Origin of the sequence: Neobacillus sp. SM06, from assembly GCF_050496765.1 — a bacterium.
GTDB lineage: Bacteria > Bacillota > Bacilli > Bacillales > Cytobacillaceae > JAEVLT01.
This window is the reverse complement of sequence record NZ_JBNWEO010000013.1, coordinates 215,452-232,657: the sequence shown is the minus strand read 5'-3', so window position 1 is coordinate 232,657 and position 17,206 is coordinate 215,452. Positions and strand designations below refer to the sequence as shown.

Sequence of the window (17,206 nt, the reverse complement as noted above, 5' to 3'; positions counted from 1 at the left end):
TGAATGCCGATTTTCTTTTCATTTTTACCATGTGTTTGAACTGGAATAAGGATCGATGAGGTGATGCCTGTGCTCTCATTAACTTTTTTTGGGTTTCAAGCCCTTTGGAGCCCTTATTTTTTTGTCCTATTGCTATTTATTTCGGCAGTTTACTTTTTTATCACGGTAAAGATTTGGAGCCGTTTTCAAAACGCAGAGCCGTTAACATCAAAACAAGCAGTATTTTTTGTGACTGGAATGGTTCTTTTTTACACGGTAAAAGGTTCGCCGCTTGATATACTGGCGCATTTGCTGTTTTACGTCCACATGATTCAAATGGCTGTTTTATTGTTGCTGATTCCGCCATTCTTTATTTGGGGTATACCGCAGTGGATATGGAGAAAGGTACTCAGCCTAAGGGTTATTCATTCATTAGTTCGACTCTTTACGAAACCATTACTTTCGCTAGTCCTATTTAATGGATTTTTTTCATTTTACCATGTTCCGTTTATTTTTGACCGGGTAATGCAAAATATGCTGTTGCATGCAGCCTATACGAACTTGCTGTTTTTGTTTGCCTTTTTTATGTGGTGGCCGCTTGTGAATGAATTGCCAGAATACCAGACATTATCCGGGTTGAAGAAAGTGGGGTATATTTTTGCTGCAGGCGTTTTGCTAACTCCTGCATGTGCGTTGATTATTTTTGCAAATACACCAATGTATGCGACGTATGCAGATCCGCTAGCATGGGGGCAAGCTATGAATGTAAGTATGGGCTCTGGGCATATTGCCAAGCTTCATCTTAGCGGCCCAAGTGTTTTCAGTTCCATTTCGCCGCTACATGACCAACAGCTAGGGGGCGTGCTCATGAAGGTGATTCAGGAACTTATTTACGGAGTGTTTCTTGGCCGCGTCTTTTTTGAATGGTATAAAAAAGACCAAAGAGAATCAGAAAAAGAATTGCAGCAGTCATTGCAGCCATCGCTTCTTAAATGATCATCCATCTTTTTCGCAGGACTTACTCATTGAAATGAATGAAGAATTCATCTAAAATTATTTTAGTAAAATTTGCAGAAATTGAGGTGGGTCCATGGCCTTTTCTTTACCGATCCTGCCGACGATAAGTACGTCTTTCATCGTTTTAAGTGCAGCTACGGTTGCGCTCGGCTGGTGGCAAATCAAAAAACGCAACATTGAAGCGCATAAAAAGACGATGCTGGCAGCGGCAGTATTCGCGCTTATCTTTTTTATTATTTATGCTTCAAGAACGATCTTTATCGGCAATACATCTTTTGGCGGTCCTGAAAATGTGAAGCCTTATTACACCTTGTTTTTGATTTTTCACATTACATTGGCAACTGTTGGTGCGGTTTTTGGGATTGTTACACTTTTAACCGGATATAAAAATATTCTGTCAAAGCATCGGAAGCTTGGCCCGATTACCAGCATCATTTGGTTTTTTAGTGCTATTACCGGAGTAGCGGTTTACTTGCTGCTGTACGTTTTTTATAAAGGCGGCCAAACAACTTCGATGATCAAGGCGATTCTTGGTTTCTAGCCAAAGGTGATCCGAAGAAAAAGCCCGCATGGAATCCATGCGGGCTTTCATAAGGAGAATTTTTCAATTTCCGTTTTTATATCCCCAAGTATTTTTTGGCATTGTTCAATAAGTGTGGCTGGGAAGTATTCATCTTCGCCATATTCCACTCCGTGCGGATAATAATACTTACCTATATAAATGGAATTAAAGGATTTTAAGAAAATTTGTCCAATTCTTATAGGTAAATAAAACCTTTAGGAAGGCGGACACATAATGAAAATCCTTCAAAATGAAAACATGGATTCAATTCAGGAAGTTAAAGCTTGTATGCATGGTTTAAGGGATCTACGGATGTTTAAACGTTATCAGGCTATCCTCATGCATTTAAAAGGACGGACTTATGTAGAAATCGCTGACCTTTTAGAATGTACGGAGCAAACTATATATAACTATGTTCGAGCCTATAAAACTAACGGTTTGGAGGGATTAGTTCCCGGACAATCTCCCGGACGCCCTTGTCAACTAACAGAGGAACAAGAAAAGGAACTCTATCAGTTAATTGTTGAAAAAAAGCCAGCTGCTGTTGGATTTCCCGCAGAAATGAATTGGACTTCATTTCTTGTTCGCGATTGGATTAAGCAAACATTTGACATTGTTTATACGGACCGGGGTGTAAGGAGATTGTTGACTCGTTTGGGATTTAGTTACACAAAACCAACGTATACCCTAGCAAAGGCTGACCCCGAGAAACAGGAAGCGTTCAAACAAGAATTTGAAACGATTAAAAAAAATGATGAATGACGAAATTGATCGAATTCTGTTTCAAGATGAATCCATGATCAGGGACTACCAAGCTTTAGCCAATACATGGTTTCCTAAAGGGCAACAAAAAGTGATACCTACTTATGGAAAACATCACGGGGTTAAATTAATTGGTACCCTCGATTACGAAACAGGCGAAGTGTTTGTCACAGAAGAAGAACACTATGATGCTCAAGTTTTCCTATCTTTTCTTGAAAAAGTTGTAGTCAGATACAAGGGTGAGAAGATTGTAATGATACTGGATAATGCTAGAATCCACCACTCGAAACTGATTCAACCTTTTCTCGAAGCCCATAAAGATCATCTGCAACTTGTTTTTCTCCCACCATACAGCCCAGAGTTAAACCTAATTGAAGGACTGTGGGGATGGTTAAAAAAATCAATTATTTATAATGTTTTTTATAAAACGGTAGAAGAAATTAGAGTGGCTGTCCAGACATTCATTACACAAATCAATAAAGACCCTATGAAAATCGTTAATCGTCTATGTCTTAAGCTTTAACTATTGACTCAATTACACCTTTAGCCAGATTGCCAGGATCGGATTGAGCAATAAATAGCCTAAAACGATATTCGACAAACTCCGATGATTGCAGGTATATTGTGCTTAAATTTTGTAGAATATTGTCATTAATCTAGGAAATCGTTACAGAACCAAATTGTTTAGTTCCATATATATAGAATCGGCACCATTAACTGAATGGTCGCTTGATCTGCTCCTACATCTCCTTCAATAGCAAACCCTTGTACACGCAGGTAGTATACACCTTCTTTTAGCTCGAATTTGCGGTCATATGTAACCCGTTCATAATCCCATTGGCCTTCGCGAACAAGTCCGAACTCCAGCATGGTTTCATCAAGGCGGTTTAAGTCTGCTTTTACGAATTCAATCCCCGTTGCTTCAAATTTCAATCCCATTTCCCTCCCTAAAGCAATCACGCATTTTTGACATGAAGGCGTTACCATTTCCCTAATTTAATAATAGTTGAATTTTCAGTAACTTGCAATTAATTCTGTCGTCATGTTTTTGAATAAATTTTCCAAGGTTGGAAACGATAAATGTATAGTGATTCCGTTGCCCTGAGGTTTTGATTGGATGGCCAAAAGGATTGAAAAAAGGAGAATGGAAAATGGGAACTATTCGCGAAATAATGACAGATGATGTAGAATGTTGCTCTTTGTTGGACAATGTTTATGAGGTTGCTGTTAAAATGAAAGAATTAAACGTAGGAGCCATACCAATCGTCGACCAAGGCAAACTGGTCGGAATGATTACGGACAGAGATATTGTTATTCGCGGCATTGCCGAAAAACGGCCGGCTTCATCAAAAGTTGAAACCGTGATGAGCAAGCAGCTGATATCGATTACTCCTGATGCTTCGACACAGGAAGCTGTCAGATTGATGGCAGATCACCAAATCAGACGTCTGCCGGTAGTAGAAGGGGACCAATTAGTTGGAATTGTCTCACTTGGTGATTTTGCGGTTCGGGAATTGACGGATGACCAGGCAAAAGCGGCTTTATCGGAAATATCTGAAGCGACTTTTGATGAACTTCAACACTAATCGTATATTCTGTTAAAAACAGGTGCAGACAAACAGCGCCTGTTTTTCCGTTCTTCTCAAAAATGGTTTAAAACTATTAAATTGAATGATATAGGTGATATAATTAATTTTAGAGGACATATGATGATAGAAAGGGATTTGAAGGGGGGAAATGCCTCTGCGAATACTTACAAAAATTCTGATCCTTTTAGCCATTTTCCTTACGATTGGTTTTTATTCGGGTTTAAATGGGAAGGGCGGAAAGGAAGTTTTAATAAAGGACCATTCAACTCCGAAAATAAAAAAACAAGAAGTGAACAATGACACTCCCCAGACTAAAGCTCCGGTCTCTGTAAAAGCAAAGGAAGGTCTGTCGCTGTTAATAGGGAAAGATGTACAAACACTTGAAAAAGAGCTGGGTCAGCCCAAGCGGATAGACCCATCGATCTACGGTTATGATTGGTATATTTATAATCAAAGCTACAACAGTTATGTTCAGATAGGGGTACAAGATGGCCGTGTTGTGACAGTTTATGCTATTGGTCAAAATTTAGATGTTGCTCCGTTTGAAATTGGACAGTCAGTAGAGGAAATTTTTAACACCCATTATATTGATGCCAATGTCGATATTAAGCTGGATGGAAATACGTATCGTTTTGAATTGAATGATACCGATTTAAACTTGCGACCCTTGATTCAATTGGGGGACATATATGTGCAACTGTATATTGATAAGTTTACAGGGAGTCTTTCCAGTGTCCGCTTTCTGGATGCCGAAACGATTATCAAACAACGTCCATACGGGCTTGTATACCGCGGACAGTTAATCGAGATGCCAACACCAACTGACAGCTTGTGGAGAAGTGTGGAAAAGGGAGAAGAACAAGAAATTTTTGACTTGACAAATATTTTGCGGGTCAGACATAATTTAAAGCCGCTTAAATGGGATCAAAAAACAGCGAATGTCGCATATGAACACAGCAAGGATATGGTCGTTAATAATGATTTTTCCCACACTTCAAAGAAATTTGGAAGTCTCTCCGACCGGCTTAATACCGCCAAAGTTGTCTTTCAGTCTGCCGGTGAAAATATCGCTGCAAATTACAGCGATGCTCCTGCAGTTGTTGAGGGTTGGCTAAATAGCAAGGGTCACCGCGATGCGCTTCTGAACAAAGAGTTTAGCTACCTTGGCGTTGGAGTCTACCAAAAATATTATACGCAGAATTTTATTCAGAAATGGGAACAGTAACTTCGGATGAAACCCCCAAAAAGTGAGGAAATGGCCTTGCTTTTTGGGGGATTTTCACAGCACCATTTTCTCAACCCGGTTTACATAAAATTCGTCTCCAACAAATCCTCCGTATACCCGCACTTTTTCACCAATTTCAAAATGCTCTGGGATAAACGGTTTTCTTAATGGCGTTATTTTCTTTACCGTCATTCTTCCTGTATCTGTTTGTAATTTGAGCTCTTGAACGAAAAGATATCGGTTGTAATAGAACCGTTGTTTCTCATTTGTAATCTCTTTTATTTCGCCAGCAAAAACGGCCTCCTCTATGACATCGCCTGCTTTGAGCCATTTTTGCTCCTGCACTTTCATTTCTTTCCGGGTGATCCAAAAAAAGTAGATGCATAGAATTGGGATAATAACTGCGGTAACCATGGAACCTGTCCCTTCTTCAATCTTTCATTTGGGCTGCACAGTGAATCTGGTAACATCTTATCACTAAAAAGGCATTTTTTCACCAGGATTGCACTTCACCAAATGAACAAAAAGGCATATCGTAATATAGGCGAGGGAATTGGCAGAGGTGAGAAGAGATGACAAGCAAAAAATTGCATCCTTCCGTGCTAAAGTTCAAGGAATTTGTAAAAAATAATCCAAAGGTAATCCAGGAAGTGCGGAATGGAAATGCAACATGGCAGGAATTGTATGAAGATTGGTATTTACTAGGCGAAGATGACGAGCGTTGGAATTTGATTGGCACGGAAAAAAAAGCCGAGGCTGGTGTCTCGGATCAGAAAAATGATTGGATGGCCAATATTATGGGAATGTTGAAAAAAATGGATCCGAACCAAGTCCAGCATCATATGAATAATCTTAGCCAGGCAATCGGCGCGGTTCAAGGACTGCTTGCACAATTTCAAAACAGCAATCAGCAAAATGCGCCAAGAGGAAATGACGGACCCGCAAATCCTTTTTCTTTTCGAAAAGATTAACGGGAAGGATGAGAAAATGTGAGGAAAGATGTTGCTGAATATCTTGAACAGCGAAAGGATCTAAAGCAATTTATCCGGGAACAGCCACTGTGGTATCGAAAATTAACAAGAAATCCATATGATTTGCAATCATTAGAAATTGCTTCATTGCATTATTATCAAAGAACCATTCCCCACCAGGTTGAAAAGTTCTCCAATGGCGTCCAAATGGCATCCATGATGTTCCATATGTTTCAATCCATGCAAAATCAAAATTAACAAAGGCTCAAAATCAACAGGATTGAGCCTTTTTTTCTTGAGAGCAACAGGACTAAATTAAAATTGGGATAAAGCAACTTGAAATTTTTGGGATGGAGGAGAAGGCCTTAGATGATTTTTCTTAGTTTCTCGACTTCTTATTTATCTTTTTTGTAAATGGAACCTAAAAAAGGGCATACTTATCCCGTCATCAGTTTTCGCACTTACAATAACTGGTAGTTACGTTATTAAAAATTTCTATGCGGATAGTTTTGTCCACCCTCGATAGAGCTGTCCAGTTTCTTGAACGGACATATAAGCCAAGACGTGTGAGGTTATGATGCATCGATCTACATGGGCCTCTACTGCTACACGTCCCCGTTTGTGGACTCTACGTAAGCTAAGTCCTTCTTTGGCTTGTGCGTTAACTCGCTCGATGGCCGTTCTTTCCGAAAATTTTGTTTTAAATGATTGAAGATGTTGCGGAAATTCCGGATCTATTTGCGGCGTTTGCGATTGTTGAATCCGAATTGTTCTGCCTGTTTGGGCTCCGCTACAACATTGAATATGGCAGGCTTCCGAACAAGTGAGCCCTTCTTGTTTATACTTTGGATCAAATACGGGACATGTCCAAACGTATTGCTTTTTTGTTTCATCCAGCCCTTTCAATTTTAACTTATGTCCACTAATACAATGTGGAACACCATACTTATCGAGTTTTGCCATTCCACGGGCATCCAGTTCTTGATCCTTGATTTTTCGTGGATTAATCGGAGCCAATAGTTTGGTCTGAAGAATGTTTTTTGCATATTGTTGATTATCTTTACTTTGATAGATTCCATCTGCGCTTACGTATTGCACGTTTTCCAGAAATTTTTCAGGAAGATCTTGCTTTACCTTTTCCAAAGTCGGTTCGAGAGTTATGGCATCACTTTCTCCACCTTTAAAAACACATCTAGATAATGGGAGTTCCGATTTAACACCGCATACAAGCGCTACTTTATGGGCTATGTAAGAAACAGTATTGCTTTTTCTCATAAGTCCAACATTGTCATCCGTAGGGATTTTCGGACAATCGCATGGTTCAGAATGGCCACATTTGCGAACTGCATTTAAAGTGGCTTCGGCTTCGACATGTGTAGTATCGACGGCCAATTGTTCTTCTTTCTCTATAATTCCTTGTTGGATGTTGAAATTCACCATAAGCTGACGAGCCTTTTCCCATAATCCGTTTTCGATCATAATCTGATCAAAACGTTCAAAGGTCCTAAGGCACGGAGTGCTGGTAAAACCGCAAACCATTCGAAAATCAGAGTTCCCCACCACTTGGAAATGAACACTTGTGACCATGACTTCCACATAAAGAAGTGGGGCTAAGAGAAACGATTTTAACAGTACATAAAAGTCAATTCCCTCTCGTCCTCTAGACGATTTTTTTGGCTTCGCACTCACGTCCCTTGGCAAATGTGGAAATAATTCGACTTGAGATTCATCAGAATTCCTTTGATTCCTCTTGTCCCAATTTCGCTGAAACCTTGCATTAATGTACTCTTGTTCAATGGGAGCGAAAACCTCTTCCCAAGGGAAATCAAGCGCCAATTTTACATAAGGAAGGTGGCGCAAAGAGGAGAAGTTGTCTTGCGCAAATGAAAATGAGGGTTGAAGGTAGATTACATTTGAATATGATTTTGGTATAATAGAATCAGTCATAATGAATTCCTTTCGTAATGGTTGTGTTGGTACTTCTATTTTACCAAAGGAGATTCATTATGGCTTTTCTTTTTGTCTAAATAGGCAAAGTTTCTATCTTCCATTAAACCCCTGTAAAAAATTAGGGTAAAAAAATTATAAAACGACCGAATTTGGTCCTATTTCGTCTAAAGTGAGATTTGACAACTCGAAAGGCATTCGTTCCACGCAGTGACCGTGGAAACACTTTTTCAATTAATAATCAAATAAAGTCAATACTATCAAGGGTTCAGGATTTTTGTCCTGTGGCTCTGAGTAAAATCAAGTATTCTGGCAAACAATACAGGCATAGAAGGAGTGATTTGTTTGAAACGGAAAATTCCAATCATTGCGATACTGCTATTGTTTGCGGCGGGATGCCAGAAAGATAGTCTAAATCCTGAGATAAAAGCGAAAATTTTTCCATTGGCAGCAGATTTCATCCAGACAAGAACGGTTCAGGCAGAAAAACCACTAGCAGCTGTTTCTCCTTCCTTGTCCGTTCAATACGTGATAAAAGGGCAAAATGTGTTTGTCGAATGTATTGTGACCGGTATAAGTTTTCGTGAGAGTGACCGGGCGACACAGAAAATTGGCAAGATGCTTGTATGGGTAGACGGCCGCCAAAAACAGGAGGCAGACGGAGCAGCTTTTATTATTAAAGGTTTAACGGCCGGCAGTCATCATGTAAAGCTAGAAGTGGTAAACTTGAAGAATGAGCCATATGGCATAAGCAAAGAATTTACGGTTACAATCCCAACAATCTAGAAAATTTCGCATTCCCTCTTTATTCATGTTAAAATAATGGATGGAGGTGAGCGGTTTGCTTGCTACAACGGAAAGAGTGGAACTGCTAGAGTATGCGGAAGACTTGGCAAAAAAAATTTTGCAGTCTGATTTGGCCGAACAATACCACATTTGTTTATATAAACTTCAATCAAGTGACGAAGCGCAGCGGAAAATTCGTCATTTTGTCCGTCTAAAAGATCAATATGATGAAGTCCAGCGTTTCGGGAAGTATCACCCCGATTATAAGCGGGTTATGAGTCAAATTCGGGAGGCCAAACGGGAAATGGATTTGGATCCCTATGTAGCTGCTTTTAAGATGGCAGAAAACGATCTGCAATCCTTGCTTGATCAAGTAAGCGTCCTGGTCGGCGGTGCAGTATCGAAACATATCAAAGTACCGACCGGAAATCCCTTTTTTGATACATCGTCAAGTTGCAGCAGCGGCTGTGGGAGCGGCGGGGCATGTGGCTGTTCCGCCTAAAAGTCTTCCTTATTTTAAATTGAAAAACGTCATTTTGATATGGTAGACTAGGGTAAAATGATTCGGTTTGAAGGGGAAAAAATATGTTCAAGGAAAGACAGGGACTGGTTGTTTGGCTGTATTCTCTAAAGCAGGCTAAAATGCTCAGGCGTTTTGGCAATGTACATTACGTCTCCAAAAAATTAAAATACGCGGTTCTCTATTGCGATCAAGAAGATATCGGGACAACGATTGAAAAACTCAGTTCTTACTCTTTTGTGAAAAAAGTAGAACCATCCTATAAGCCGTTTTTGAAAGTAGAATTTGAAAATGCTGCACCCGATAAAGCGAAAGAATACGATTATAAAATGGGAATTTAAGGTGAGGGAGACGAAACCCTCACCTTTTATATGGCATAAGGCAAGATTGCTTACAATGCAGAGCAGAGCGTTAACGAAACCATTCATTCTATCTTAAAAAGCGTGTATTGAAATACTGGTAAAACAGGGATTAATGAGGAGATACAGTATGGCGAGGCATTTTTCAATGTGGTTTGTTTCAGCATTGGCTCTTATCATTGCAAGTGTTTTAGTGTGGCAATGGTATTTATATGCTGGACAGAAGCCGGTTGCGAAACAAGCGGCGATTGAATCAAATCAGGAAATTATCGTGAAAACCGAGGCGGATTCACTAAAGATCACACAAATATTCCGCGATTTGCCGGATACTTCTTCCTATAAAGTGATGGTTCCAGCTACCATTCAAAAATGGACTTGTGTCGATAAACAAGGGAAACCGTGCAAGTCTACTAAGGCAGATACCACATCATTACAACCGAAAAATGGTGAATTGCGGATTCAATATGTGCTTCCTCATCCCCTTAATCAAGACAATCTTTTGTTATCCGATTGGACAGCAGCACTTGCGAACGTGAGCATTGCTTCCACAAAAATCGAAATTGTTGACTCAGTTTACCGAAAAGGCACCTGGGTAACAGCTTTTCCGCAAATCGGGCATAAAGAGCTGATGTATATTGATTATACTGTTTTTGAAGGAGAGGGCAGCGCTACTTCGCTTTATTGGCAAAAAGAACCATTGTTTCTTGTAGGAAAAGACCGTCAATTGCAGCTTTTTTCTGAAAATCGGAGCGAGAAGCTGTCCTCGATTCTGTCGAAATCCAATGTAAAAAATGATGTACCGGTGTCCATTGTCAAAACCAATCGTGCCGTTTCACAATTTCTTGATGGATTGGTACTAACCGATCAAAACCTTTCTTTGGAAGCGATCCGAAAAATTGCATTGAAAAATGAATTGAACCATCGTTTTAGACAAAATGGTCAGGCATGCGATTGGCTTGTTGATGTATTTCTTTCATTGCAATTGCAGGAGCCTGCTGAAACGGAAAAGGGAAAGTTTATTTTAACAGAATTAAAGTCCAAACTAAATCAAGAACAGCTAAATGAATTAAGTGCAGAAGTTTCTCGTCGCAGTCAAATGAGCGCAGCCGATCTTGATGCAATTTTAGGCCGGCAGAAACAGATGGAGACGTTTTTTTTTAGAAGCAATTCAAAAGAAACCGCAATTTTGGCGGCGCTTATATTTTTTGACAAACGAACGCTTTATGTCGACGGAAAAAGAGCGAAGGGGATTCACGCGCTGATAATAGACAAAGAGTTATACTTTCCTTTTGTTAAAATAATGGAGCTGTTAGCCTTTCAAGTTCAGTCAAATCCGCCGGCAAACACCATTACACTAAAAAAAACCGGGAAAGATTATTCCTTTTATCTTAATGAAAATCGCTTTCAGCTGAATGGGGAGAAATACGGTTTGTTAAGCAATCCATTCCTTGTAAACGATGGAACGCTCTACATTAGCCAAGCAGGCTTTCAAAGCATATTTAAAACAGCAGTGAACAAATCCGGCAAGACTATTACAATAACAAGCAAAAATTAAAAAAAAGAAAAAACCCTGCAGAATTCTGCAGGGCCCTTCTATATCCTTTTACCGGATAGAAGGCAAAGGGAGAGGAGAAACCGGAGGAAGAACTTATGGGGAAACGTAAGTCTTCTCCGCGGTTGGCAACAACATCCTCGAATTGATGTTGTTACTTTCATTATCTCCATAAACAACTGTCTTATACACGCATGACAAATAAATTTTTTCGGCGTCCAAAATTCAAATCAAGCGTAAGAATATGTTTGGCGGATGGAACTGATTATGATAGGATAGGAAAGAAAAAGGATAATGTGAATTTGTGGTGATGTGGCAATGAGAGTCGTATCAGGCAACTGCAAGGGAAAGGCCCTTAAAGGAGTCCCTGGAAATACAACAAGGCCGACAACAGATAAAGTGAAAGAAGCCATCTTTAACATGATTGGCCCCTATTTCAATGGCGGCACGGCCCTTGATTTATTTGCCGGAAGCGGCGGTCTTGGGATTGAGGCACTGAGCCGCGGTGTGGATCGGGCTATTTTTGTGGATCGTGATGCAAAAGCGATTCAAATCATTCACGAGAACATAAAAAGCTGCCAGCTTGAAAACCGGTCAGAGGTGTATCGAAACGATGCCGATCGGGCCTTAAAGGCTGTTATGAAAAGAGGCGTCGTATTTGATTTTGTTTTTTTAGATCCGCCGTATAAAAAACAGCAATTGATCAATGTGTTGACGAAAATTGATGAATATTCCCTTTTGCATAATGGTGGAATGATTGTTTGTGAGCATAGCCGTGAGGTTGAATTGCCGGAGAGTGTCGGTCCATTTTTAAAAGCAAAATACGAAACATATGGGATGATTGCTGTGTCCATTTATCAAAATGGCGGCGAAGAATAAGGGGGAATTCATTTGGCGAGCATAGCTGTTTGCCCGGGTAGTTTTGATCCGATTACATATGGGCATTTGGACATTATCAAAAGAGGGGCAAAAGTTTTTGATCAATTGTATGTTGTGGTATTGAACAATTCCTCAAAAAATCCCCTTTTTACGGTTGAGGAACGGATTGATTTAATAAAACAAGTAACGAAAGAACTACCGAATGTAAAGGTAGACGAATTCCACGGTCTCCTTGTCGATTATGCGAAAAGTGTGAATGCGAGTGCGATTATCCGCGGTCTGCGAGCCGTTTCCGATTTTGAATACGAAATGCAGATTACTTCAATGAACCGCGTCTTGAATGAAGATATCGAGACATTTTTCATCATGACAAACAATCAATTCTCATTCTTAAGTTCAAGCATTGTTAAAGAGGTCGCTCAATACGGCGCAACTATTTCTGAACTCGTTCCCCCGCTGGTGGAACAAGCACTACATAAAAAATTTAATCGAGAATAGAGGGAAATCCGGGCGACAAAAATGAATGACCCGGATTTTTTCATTGGTTTTTATAACGATAAGAAAGAACGGCGACGTAAAGAAACAAGGAGGCAATCGTAATAATCGGTCCTGTTTGGATCATCGAGTGGTACAGTGCCGCAAGCCATGAATCGTCACCAATCAGACTTGCCGGAATCGCATTCATCGGCTGAACTGCCGCAGTTATCCGTTCTGAAAAGGGCTTCCATAGCAAAAAACTAAAAATGCTCGCCAGAAAGCCATGAATGATTCTCGCTGTAAAAAATGGCTGAAAACGAATGTCAGTTTGAGCAAGAATACTGGCAACCTGCGCTTGTACACTAAAGCCGCTGAAAGCGAGTATAAAGCTGGTAACCATCAGCTGTTGCAAAAGGGTAGCTGTTTGAACTTGGCTTGTTAACTTGCTCCCAAGTGTGATTTCGAACAGCCCCGAAATAAATGGAATGCTAAGCGTGGTTGGAAAAGATAGAGATGTAAGCAGCAATTCCACCCCTTTTCCAAGCACCGCAGTAATATGCAGATGGTACAACAGCCTGTTGACTACCGAAAACAGAATAATAAAGCCGCCAATCATCAACAATGTTTGAATTGAAGAGGTCACAGCATCGCCTAACAGCTTGCCGATCGGGCGGTTGTCTTTAATCCTTGTTTGATGAAGGGTTGAAAAAGCGTTCCGAAGATGGAAGCGCCTCTTTCTGCCACGGCGTTCTCCCAACTCTTCTTTTCCGTAAAACCTCATTATAATGCCAACGCAAATATTGCCTAAGTAATGGGACAAGGCAAGAATAATACCGATTTGCGGATTATGGAAAAAACCAACCGAAACCGCACCAAAAATAAATAACGGATTTGAGGAGTTGGTAAAGGAAACAAGCCTTTCCGCTTCAATTTGTGTTAACTGCCCTTCCTGGCGCAACCTGGCTGTTAATTTCGCTCCGGATGGATAGCCGGAGGCCATGCCCATCGCCCAGACGAATCCGCCAACTCCAGGAACTTTAAAAAGCGGCCGCATCAGTGGTTCTAACAAAACGCCGAGAAATTTCACTACACCAAATCCAATCAGCATTTCTGACACGATGAAAAATGGAAGCAGGGACGGAAATACAATTTCCCACCACATATTTAAACCGCGAATGGAAGCATCAAATGATTCTTGTGGAAAAGAGATCATCGATGCGGCCAAAACGGTAACCGAAACAGACAAAATAATTGTCTTTAATTTTGAACGAAACAAGTGTTTAAAAGCCTCCTCTCCTGCAAAATCCTTGTCCTATCCTCATATAAAACAATATACTCATAGAATGCTATTTTAGACCATATGATTGAAGGAGATTTCTGAGCCTTGGCCGAACAATGGATTGGTAAGCAATCATAACGATGGATTGGTAAGGAGGGAATGGTGTGGGACGTCGTCCGCGGATTGGCTTAGCACTTGGTTCTGGGGGAGCGCGCGGTTTTGCCCACCTCGGAATCATCAAAGTGCTGAAAGAAGAAGGAATTCCGATTGATCTTATCGCCGGCAGCAGCATGGGAGCGCTCGTTGGATGTTTCTACGGGGTGGGAATTGAGATCGATCACCTGTATAAATTATCAGGGGCATTTAAAAGAAAATATTATTTAGATTTTACAGTTCCCAAAATGGGTTTTATAATGGGCAAAAGGGTAAAAGAATTTATTCGTGTATTCACCCATGGGAAAAATATTGAAGAACTTTCCATACCAGTTGGGGTTGTTGCAACCGATTTGTTAACAGGGGAGAAGGTTGTATTTCAAAAAGGGCCGATTGCTGAGGCCGTAAGAGCAAGCATTTCGATACCGGGGATTTTTGTACCTGAAAAATACGAAGGCAGACTCCTCGTGGATGGAGGCGTTGTTGATCGTGTTCCGGTTTCGGTTGCAAGGGATATGGGTGCTGATTTTGTTATTGCTGCAGATGTATCACGGGTGAAGCGCAATGCCGAGATAACCTCCATTTATGATGTGATCATGCAGAGCATTGACATTATGCAGATCGAGATTGTCAGCCACCGCGTGATGGACTCTGATTTCATGATCTGTCCAAGCGTGGAAATGTACAGTTCCACTTCCTTTACTAATGTGGCAGAAATTATTGCAATCGGCGAAGCTGAAATGAGAGAAAAGATTGATGAATTAAAGTGTTTGATTGAGCAGTGGAAGGAGTAATAGTTGAATGCGGAAAAAAGCGTTTATCGGTTCCCTTTTCCTCATTGTTTTGCTACTGGTTGGCGGAATGTTTTATACGTTGCCATACTATGTGACAAAACCGGGAATGGCGAAGGTTTTGAAGCCGATTGTCAAAGTGAAAAATGGCTACAGTGAAAAAGGGGATTTCATGTTAACGACTGTACGAATGGGGAGAGCGAATATTTATTCATTGGCGGAAGCGAAGTTAAGCCAATTTGAAGAAATCTACCCTGCCGATCTGATATTGGCGAAAAATGAGACAGAGGAAGAATTTAACGTTCGCCAGCTGTATTTAATGGCAAATTCAAAGCAAAATGCAATTGATGTTGCCTACCATAAAGCGGGTCTTCCTGTCCGCTACAAATACAATGGGATATACGTGTTAAATGTGATGCCGGGAATGCCGGCCTATGGCAAATTGCAGGCAGGGGATCGAATTTTTAAAGTGGATGAACATTCGTTTTCCTCTTCAAAAGAATTTACCGCCTATATTGAAAAAAAACGAGTAGGTGACCAAGTCAAGTTCACGATTTTACGAAAAAAGCAAACGAAAGATGTCAAACTTACCGTACAGCGATTTAAAGATCAGCCGAACAAGGTCGGCATTGGAATTGCGCTTGTCGATGATAAAGACATTCTTGTTAAGCCGGATGTTGATGTCAAAACCGATGAGATCGGCGGGCCATCTGCCGGCTTGATGTTTTCGCTTGAAATCTACAATCAGCTAACGAAAGACGATCTGACAAAGGGTTATAAAATTGCTGGTACAGGTGAAATTGCACCAGATGGTTCTGTCGGGCCGATTGGGGGAATTGACCAAAAAATTGTCGCTGCCGACAACGCGGGCGCGGAAATCTTCTTTGCACCGAACGAACATGGCAGCCAGAAATCGAATTATCGCGATGCGGTCAAGACGGCGAAAAAGATTGGCGCAAAAATGAAAATTGTTCCCGTCGATTCGTTTAATGAAGCTGTCAACTATTTGGAGAAATTACCTGCAAAATAAGAGGATGTCCTTTTTAGGGCATCCATTTTTGATTGCATAACAAGGGTTTGTTCTATCGTTTGTTGATTTTCGCCTGCGAAGCCCTCCTTATTTTAAATAAATCGGCGGCTGCGTATATTCCTGCTGGAGGAGTGCTTTTTTGTTTTTGACTGGAAGGACGGCAGCATAAATGCGAGCAGCACGAATGTCAAGGTCAATCTCCTTGTGACGATACGAAGAAAGCTTGGAAATGACCGGAACACTGAACTTTGTTTTCTCCTTGTTTAAATAAGTTTTTCCTTTTTCACTCATACCAAGTAATCGCAGATAGGATGCCTTTTCTTCATCTTCCCGCATTTCAGATTTACTGGCGTTTGTTAAAATATGCGTGCTGATTCTCTGCAGCCTTGTCCATGTATAGCGTTTTGTTTTGACCATTTCCATAAATTCTTGGAAACTGCCTGCTTGACTGGCCGCTTTCATTAGCCGGTTTTCAATTCCTTCTTCCATCTCATAGATTTGCCTGAGTTCCGCGGGAGCGGCTTGAAGGAGGCGAAACTGGAGCAATGGCCAGTAATCTTCCCATTGATGCAGCTGGCCATACTCGTTTAAATAACTGTTTAAAAGTTCCTTTGTATAACTAGGGATAAACGAGTCGATTTTGCTTCCGTTGGAAAAAATCGCCTTCCTGATGCTCGTTGCGCTTGCAATTGTGGCCGATGCAAAATGCTCATCGTGGTAACCGGCACTTTTCCGCGCAATCGTAAAAGGATTTAAATGGCTTTTTTGTTTGCGGATCGCGCGTATGTATTGGTATCCAAGAATATTGTTTGGCATTGTTAAATTTACATAGTCAGGAGAATCGGTAACGGAATCATAGACCAAGGATAACGCTTTTGGGTAGCTAATGCCTGTTTTCATGCATTGCTTGATTTCCTTGTCAAGCTGGTTCTGCATTGTTTCAATCCTACCAGCCGTTTTTAGAAATGCATTTATATCGCCGCTTTCACTTCCAAAACAGATCGAGGCACATCCGGCTGCATCAAGTAGTGAAATGGCGCCATTGGCAAAAGTTTCTGCCTTTTGAGTTGCAAACCGGTAAGGCAGTTCAAATACAAGATCAGCACCGCCCATTAACGCCATTTTCGCGCGATACCATTTGGAAACAATGGCTGGCTCTCCTCTCTGAAGAAAGTTGCCGCTCATGACCGCAATTACAAGATCACTTCCGGAAATTTCTTTTGCTTGTTGGAGATGGTAGGCATGACCATTATGAAAGGGATTGTATTCAACAATCAGACCAACAGCTTTCATTGCGAACGCTCCTTTATATAGGCTTCATAAGTATT

The 17,206-nt window shown here is 40.8% G+C and carries 19 protein-coding genes and 2 pseudogenes; 15 read left to right on the top strand and 6 right to left on the bottom strand.

Annotated features, from left to right (window positions below; translation table 11 throughout):
• The first annotated feature begins 63 nt into the window (after positions 1 to 63).
• Both ctaG and ACQYAD_RS06230 read left to right on the top strand, forming a co-directional pair.
• Positions 64 to 975, top strand: coding sequence for a cytochrome c oxidase assembly factor CtaG (gene ctaG, locus ACQYAD_RS06235; protein ID WP_430236408.1), 912 nt, complete (start codon positions 64 to 66; stop codon positions 973 to 975).
• A 94-nt stretch (positions 976 to 1,069) separates the two neighbouring features.
• Positions 1,070 to 1,537, top strand: a complete 468-nt coding sequence (locus tag ACQYAD_RS06230) for a DUF420 domain-containing protein (RefSeq protein ID WP_430236407.1) — start codon at positions 1,070 to 1,072, stop codon at positions 1,535 to 1,537.
• Between the two features lie 47 nt (positions 1,538 to 1,584).
• Here ACQYAD_RS06230 and ACQYAD_RS06225 read toward each other — a convergent pair.
• A pseudogene (locus ACQYAD_RS06225) lies at positions 1,585 to 1,713 on the bottom strand (YugN family protein); the annotation flags it as partial.
• Positions 1,714 to 1,816: 103 nt separating this feature from the next.
• Here ACQYAD_RS06225 and ACQYAD_RS06220 point away from each other — a divergent pair.
• A protein-coding gene (locus ACQYAD_RS06220; protein WP_430235185.1) for an IS630 family transposase occupies positions 1,817 to 2,843 on the top strand; the annotation gives its coding sequence in 2 pieces (ribosomal slippage) (positions 1,817 to 2,289 and positions 2,288 to 2,843; 1,029 coding nt in all).
• 176 nt (positions 2,844 to 3,019) lie between these two features.
• Here the strand turns inward: ACQYAD_RS06220 and ACQYAD_RS06215 are convergent.
• Positions 3,020 to 3,253: pseudogene (locus ACQYAD_RS06215) on the bottom strand (YugN family protein); the annotation flags it as partial.
• A gap of 218 nt (positions 3,254 to 3,471) precedes the next feature.
• Between ACQYAD_RS06215 and ACQYAD_RS06210 the strand changes: the two are divergent.
• Positions 3,472 to 3,906 (top strand): CBS domain-containing protein, encoded by a 435-nt coding sequence (locus tag ACQYAD_RS06210; protein ID WP_430236406.1) that lies wholly within the window; start codon positions 3,472 to 3,474, stop codon positions 3,904 to 3,906.
• 151 nt (positions 3,907 to 4,057) lie between these two features.
• The gene (locus ACQYAD_RS06205; protein WP_430236404.1) at positions 4,058 to 5,134 is read left to right on the top strand and encodes a CAP domain-containing protein; all 1,077 of its coding nucleotides are present in this window, start codon (positions 4,058 to 4,060) and stop codon (positions 5,132 to 5,134) included.
• 54 nt (positions 5,135 to 5,188) lie between these two features.
• Here the strand turns inward: ACQYAD_RS06205 and ACQYAD_RS06200 are convergent, their stop codons facing one another.
• On the bottom strand, positions 5,189 to 5,548 hold the full coding sequence (locus ACQYAD_RS06200) for a hypothetical protein (RefSeq protein ID WP_430236403.1): 360 nt from the start codon (positions 5,546 to 5,548) through the stop codon (positions 5,189 to 5,191).
• A gap of 158 nt (positions 5,549 to 5,706) precedes the next feature.
• Between ACQYAD_RS06200 and ACQYAD_RS06195 the strand changes: the two genes are divergently transcribed.
• Both ACQYAD_RS06195 and ACQYAD_RS06190 read left to right on the top strand, forming a co-directional pair.
• Positions 5,707 to 6,105: a YlbD family protein gene (locus ACQYAD_RS06195; RefSeq protein ID WP_430236401.1), complete on the top strand. Its 399-nt coding sequence runs from the start codon at positions 5,707 to 5,709 to the stop codon at positions 6,103 to 6,105.
• 18 nt (positions 6,106 to 6,123) lie between these two features.
• A complete protein-coding gene (locus ACQYAD_RS06190; protein ID WP_430236400.1) occupies positions 6,124 to 6,363 on the top strand; it encodes a YlbE-like family protein in 240 nt (79 codons plus the stop codon).
• Between the two features lie 237 nt (positions 6,364 to 6,600).
• On the opposite strand, the gene ACQYAD_RS06185 is transcribed toward ACQYAD_RS06190, so the two are convergent.
• Positions 6,601 to 8,052: a transposase gene (locus ACQYAD_RS06185; RefSeq protein WP_430235218.1), complete on the bottom strand. Its 1,452-nt coding sequence runs from the start codon at positions 8,050 to 8,052 to the stop codon at positions 6,601 to 6,603.
• A 345-nt stretch (positions 8,053 to 8,397) separates the two neighbouring features.
• Here ACQYAD_RS06185 and ACQYAD_RS06180 point away from each other — a divergent pair, with 345 nt between their 5' ends.
• The 6 genes from ACQYAD_RS06180 (at position 8,398) to coaD (ending at position 12,646) form a co-directional block, all read left to right on the top strand.
• On the top strand, positions 8,398 to 8,838 hold the full coding sequence (locus tag ACQYAD_RS06180; RefSeq protein WP_430236399.1) for a hypothetical protein: 441 nt from the start codon (positions 8,398 to 8,400) through the stop codon (positions 8,836 to 8,838).
• Positions 8,839 to 8,893: 55 nt separating this feature from the next.
• Complete coding sequence (locus ACQYAD_RS06175) at positions 8,894 to 9,340, top strand: YlbF family regulator (protein ID WP_430236397.1); 447 nt, start codon at positions 8,894 to 8,896, stop codon at positions 9,338 to 9,340.
• An 83-nt stretch (positions 9,341 to 9,423) separates the two neighbouring features.
• Positions 9,424 to 9,699: a YlbG family protein gene (locus ACQYAD_RS06170; protein ID WP_430236396.1), complete on the top strand. Its 276-nt coding sequence runs from the start codon at positions 9,424 to 9,426 to the stop codon at positions 9,697 to 9,699.
• Between the two features lie 148 nt (positions 9,700 to 9,847).
• The gene (locus ACQYAD_RS06165) at positions 9,848 to 11,272 is read left to right on the top strand and encodes a stalk domain-containing protein (RefSeq protein ID WP_430236394.1); all 1,425 of its coding nucleotides are present in this window, start codon (positions 9,848 to 9,850) and stop codon (positions 11,270 to 11,272) included.
• Positions 11,273 to 11,587: 315 nt separating this feature from the next.
• Positions 11,588 to 12,148 carry a 16S rRNA (guanine(966)-N(2))-methyltransferase RsmD gene (gene rsmD / locus ACQYAD_RS06160; protein WP_430236393.1) on the top strand — a complete coding sequence of 187 codons (561 nt, stop codon included), beginning with the start codon at positions 11,588 to 11,590 and terminating at the stop codon, positions 12,146 to 12,148.
• A gap of 12 nt (positions 12,149 to 12,160) precedes the next feature.
• A complete protein-coding gene (coaD, locus tag ACQYAD_RS06155) occupies positions 12,161 to 12,646 on the top strand; it encodes a pantetheine-phosphate adenylyltransferase (protein WP_430236391.1) in 486 nt (161 codons plus the stop codon).
• Positions 12,647 to 12,686: 40 nt separating this feature from the next.
• Here coaD and ylbJ read toward each other — a convergent pair whose 3' ends face one another.
• Positions 12,687 to 13,901: a sporulation integral membrane protein YlbJ gene (ylbJ, locus tag ACQYAD_RS06150; protein ID WP_430236390.1), complete on the bottom strand. Its 1,215-nt coding sequence runs from the start codon at positions 13,899 to 13,901 to the stop codon at positions 12,687 to 12,689.
• Positions 13,902 to 14,068: 167 nt separating this feature from the next.
• Here ylbJ and ACQYAD_RS06145 point away from each other — a divergent pair, with 167 nt between their 5' ends.
• Together ACQYAD_RS06145 and ACQYAD_RS06140 are read left to right on the top strand one after the other, a co-directional pair.
• On the top strand, positions 14,069 to 14,851 hold the full coding sequence (locus ACQYAD_RS06145; RefSeq protein ID WP_430236389.1) for a patatin-like phospholipase family protein: 783 nt from the start codon (positions 14,069 to 14,071) through the stop codon (positions 14,849 to 14,851).
• A 7-nt stretch (positions 14,852 to 14,858) separates the two neighbouring features.
• A complete protein-coding gene (locus ACQYAD_RS06140; protein ID WP_430236387.1) occupies positions 14,859 to 15,878 on the top strand; it encodes a SepM family pheromone-processing serine protease in 1,020 nt (339 codons plus the stop codon).
• A gap of 87 nt (positions 15,879 to 15,965) precedes the next feature.
• Here the strand turns inward: ACQYAD_RS06140 and ACQYAD_RS06135 are convergent, their stop codons facing one another.
• Positions 15,966 to 17,171 (bottom strand): nucleotidyltransferase, encoded by a 1,206-nt coding sequence (locus ACQYAD_RS06135; protein WP_430236385.1) that lies wholly within the window; start codon positions 17,169 to 17,171, stop codon positions 15,966 to 15,968.
• Between the last annotated feature and the right edge of the window lie 35 nt (positions 17,172 to 17,206).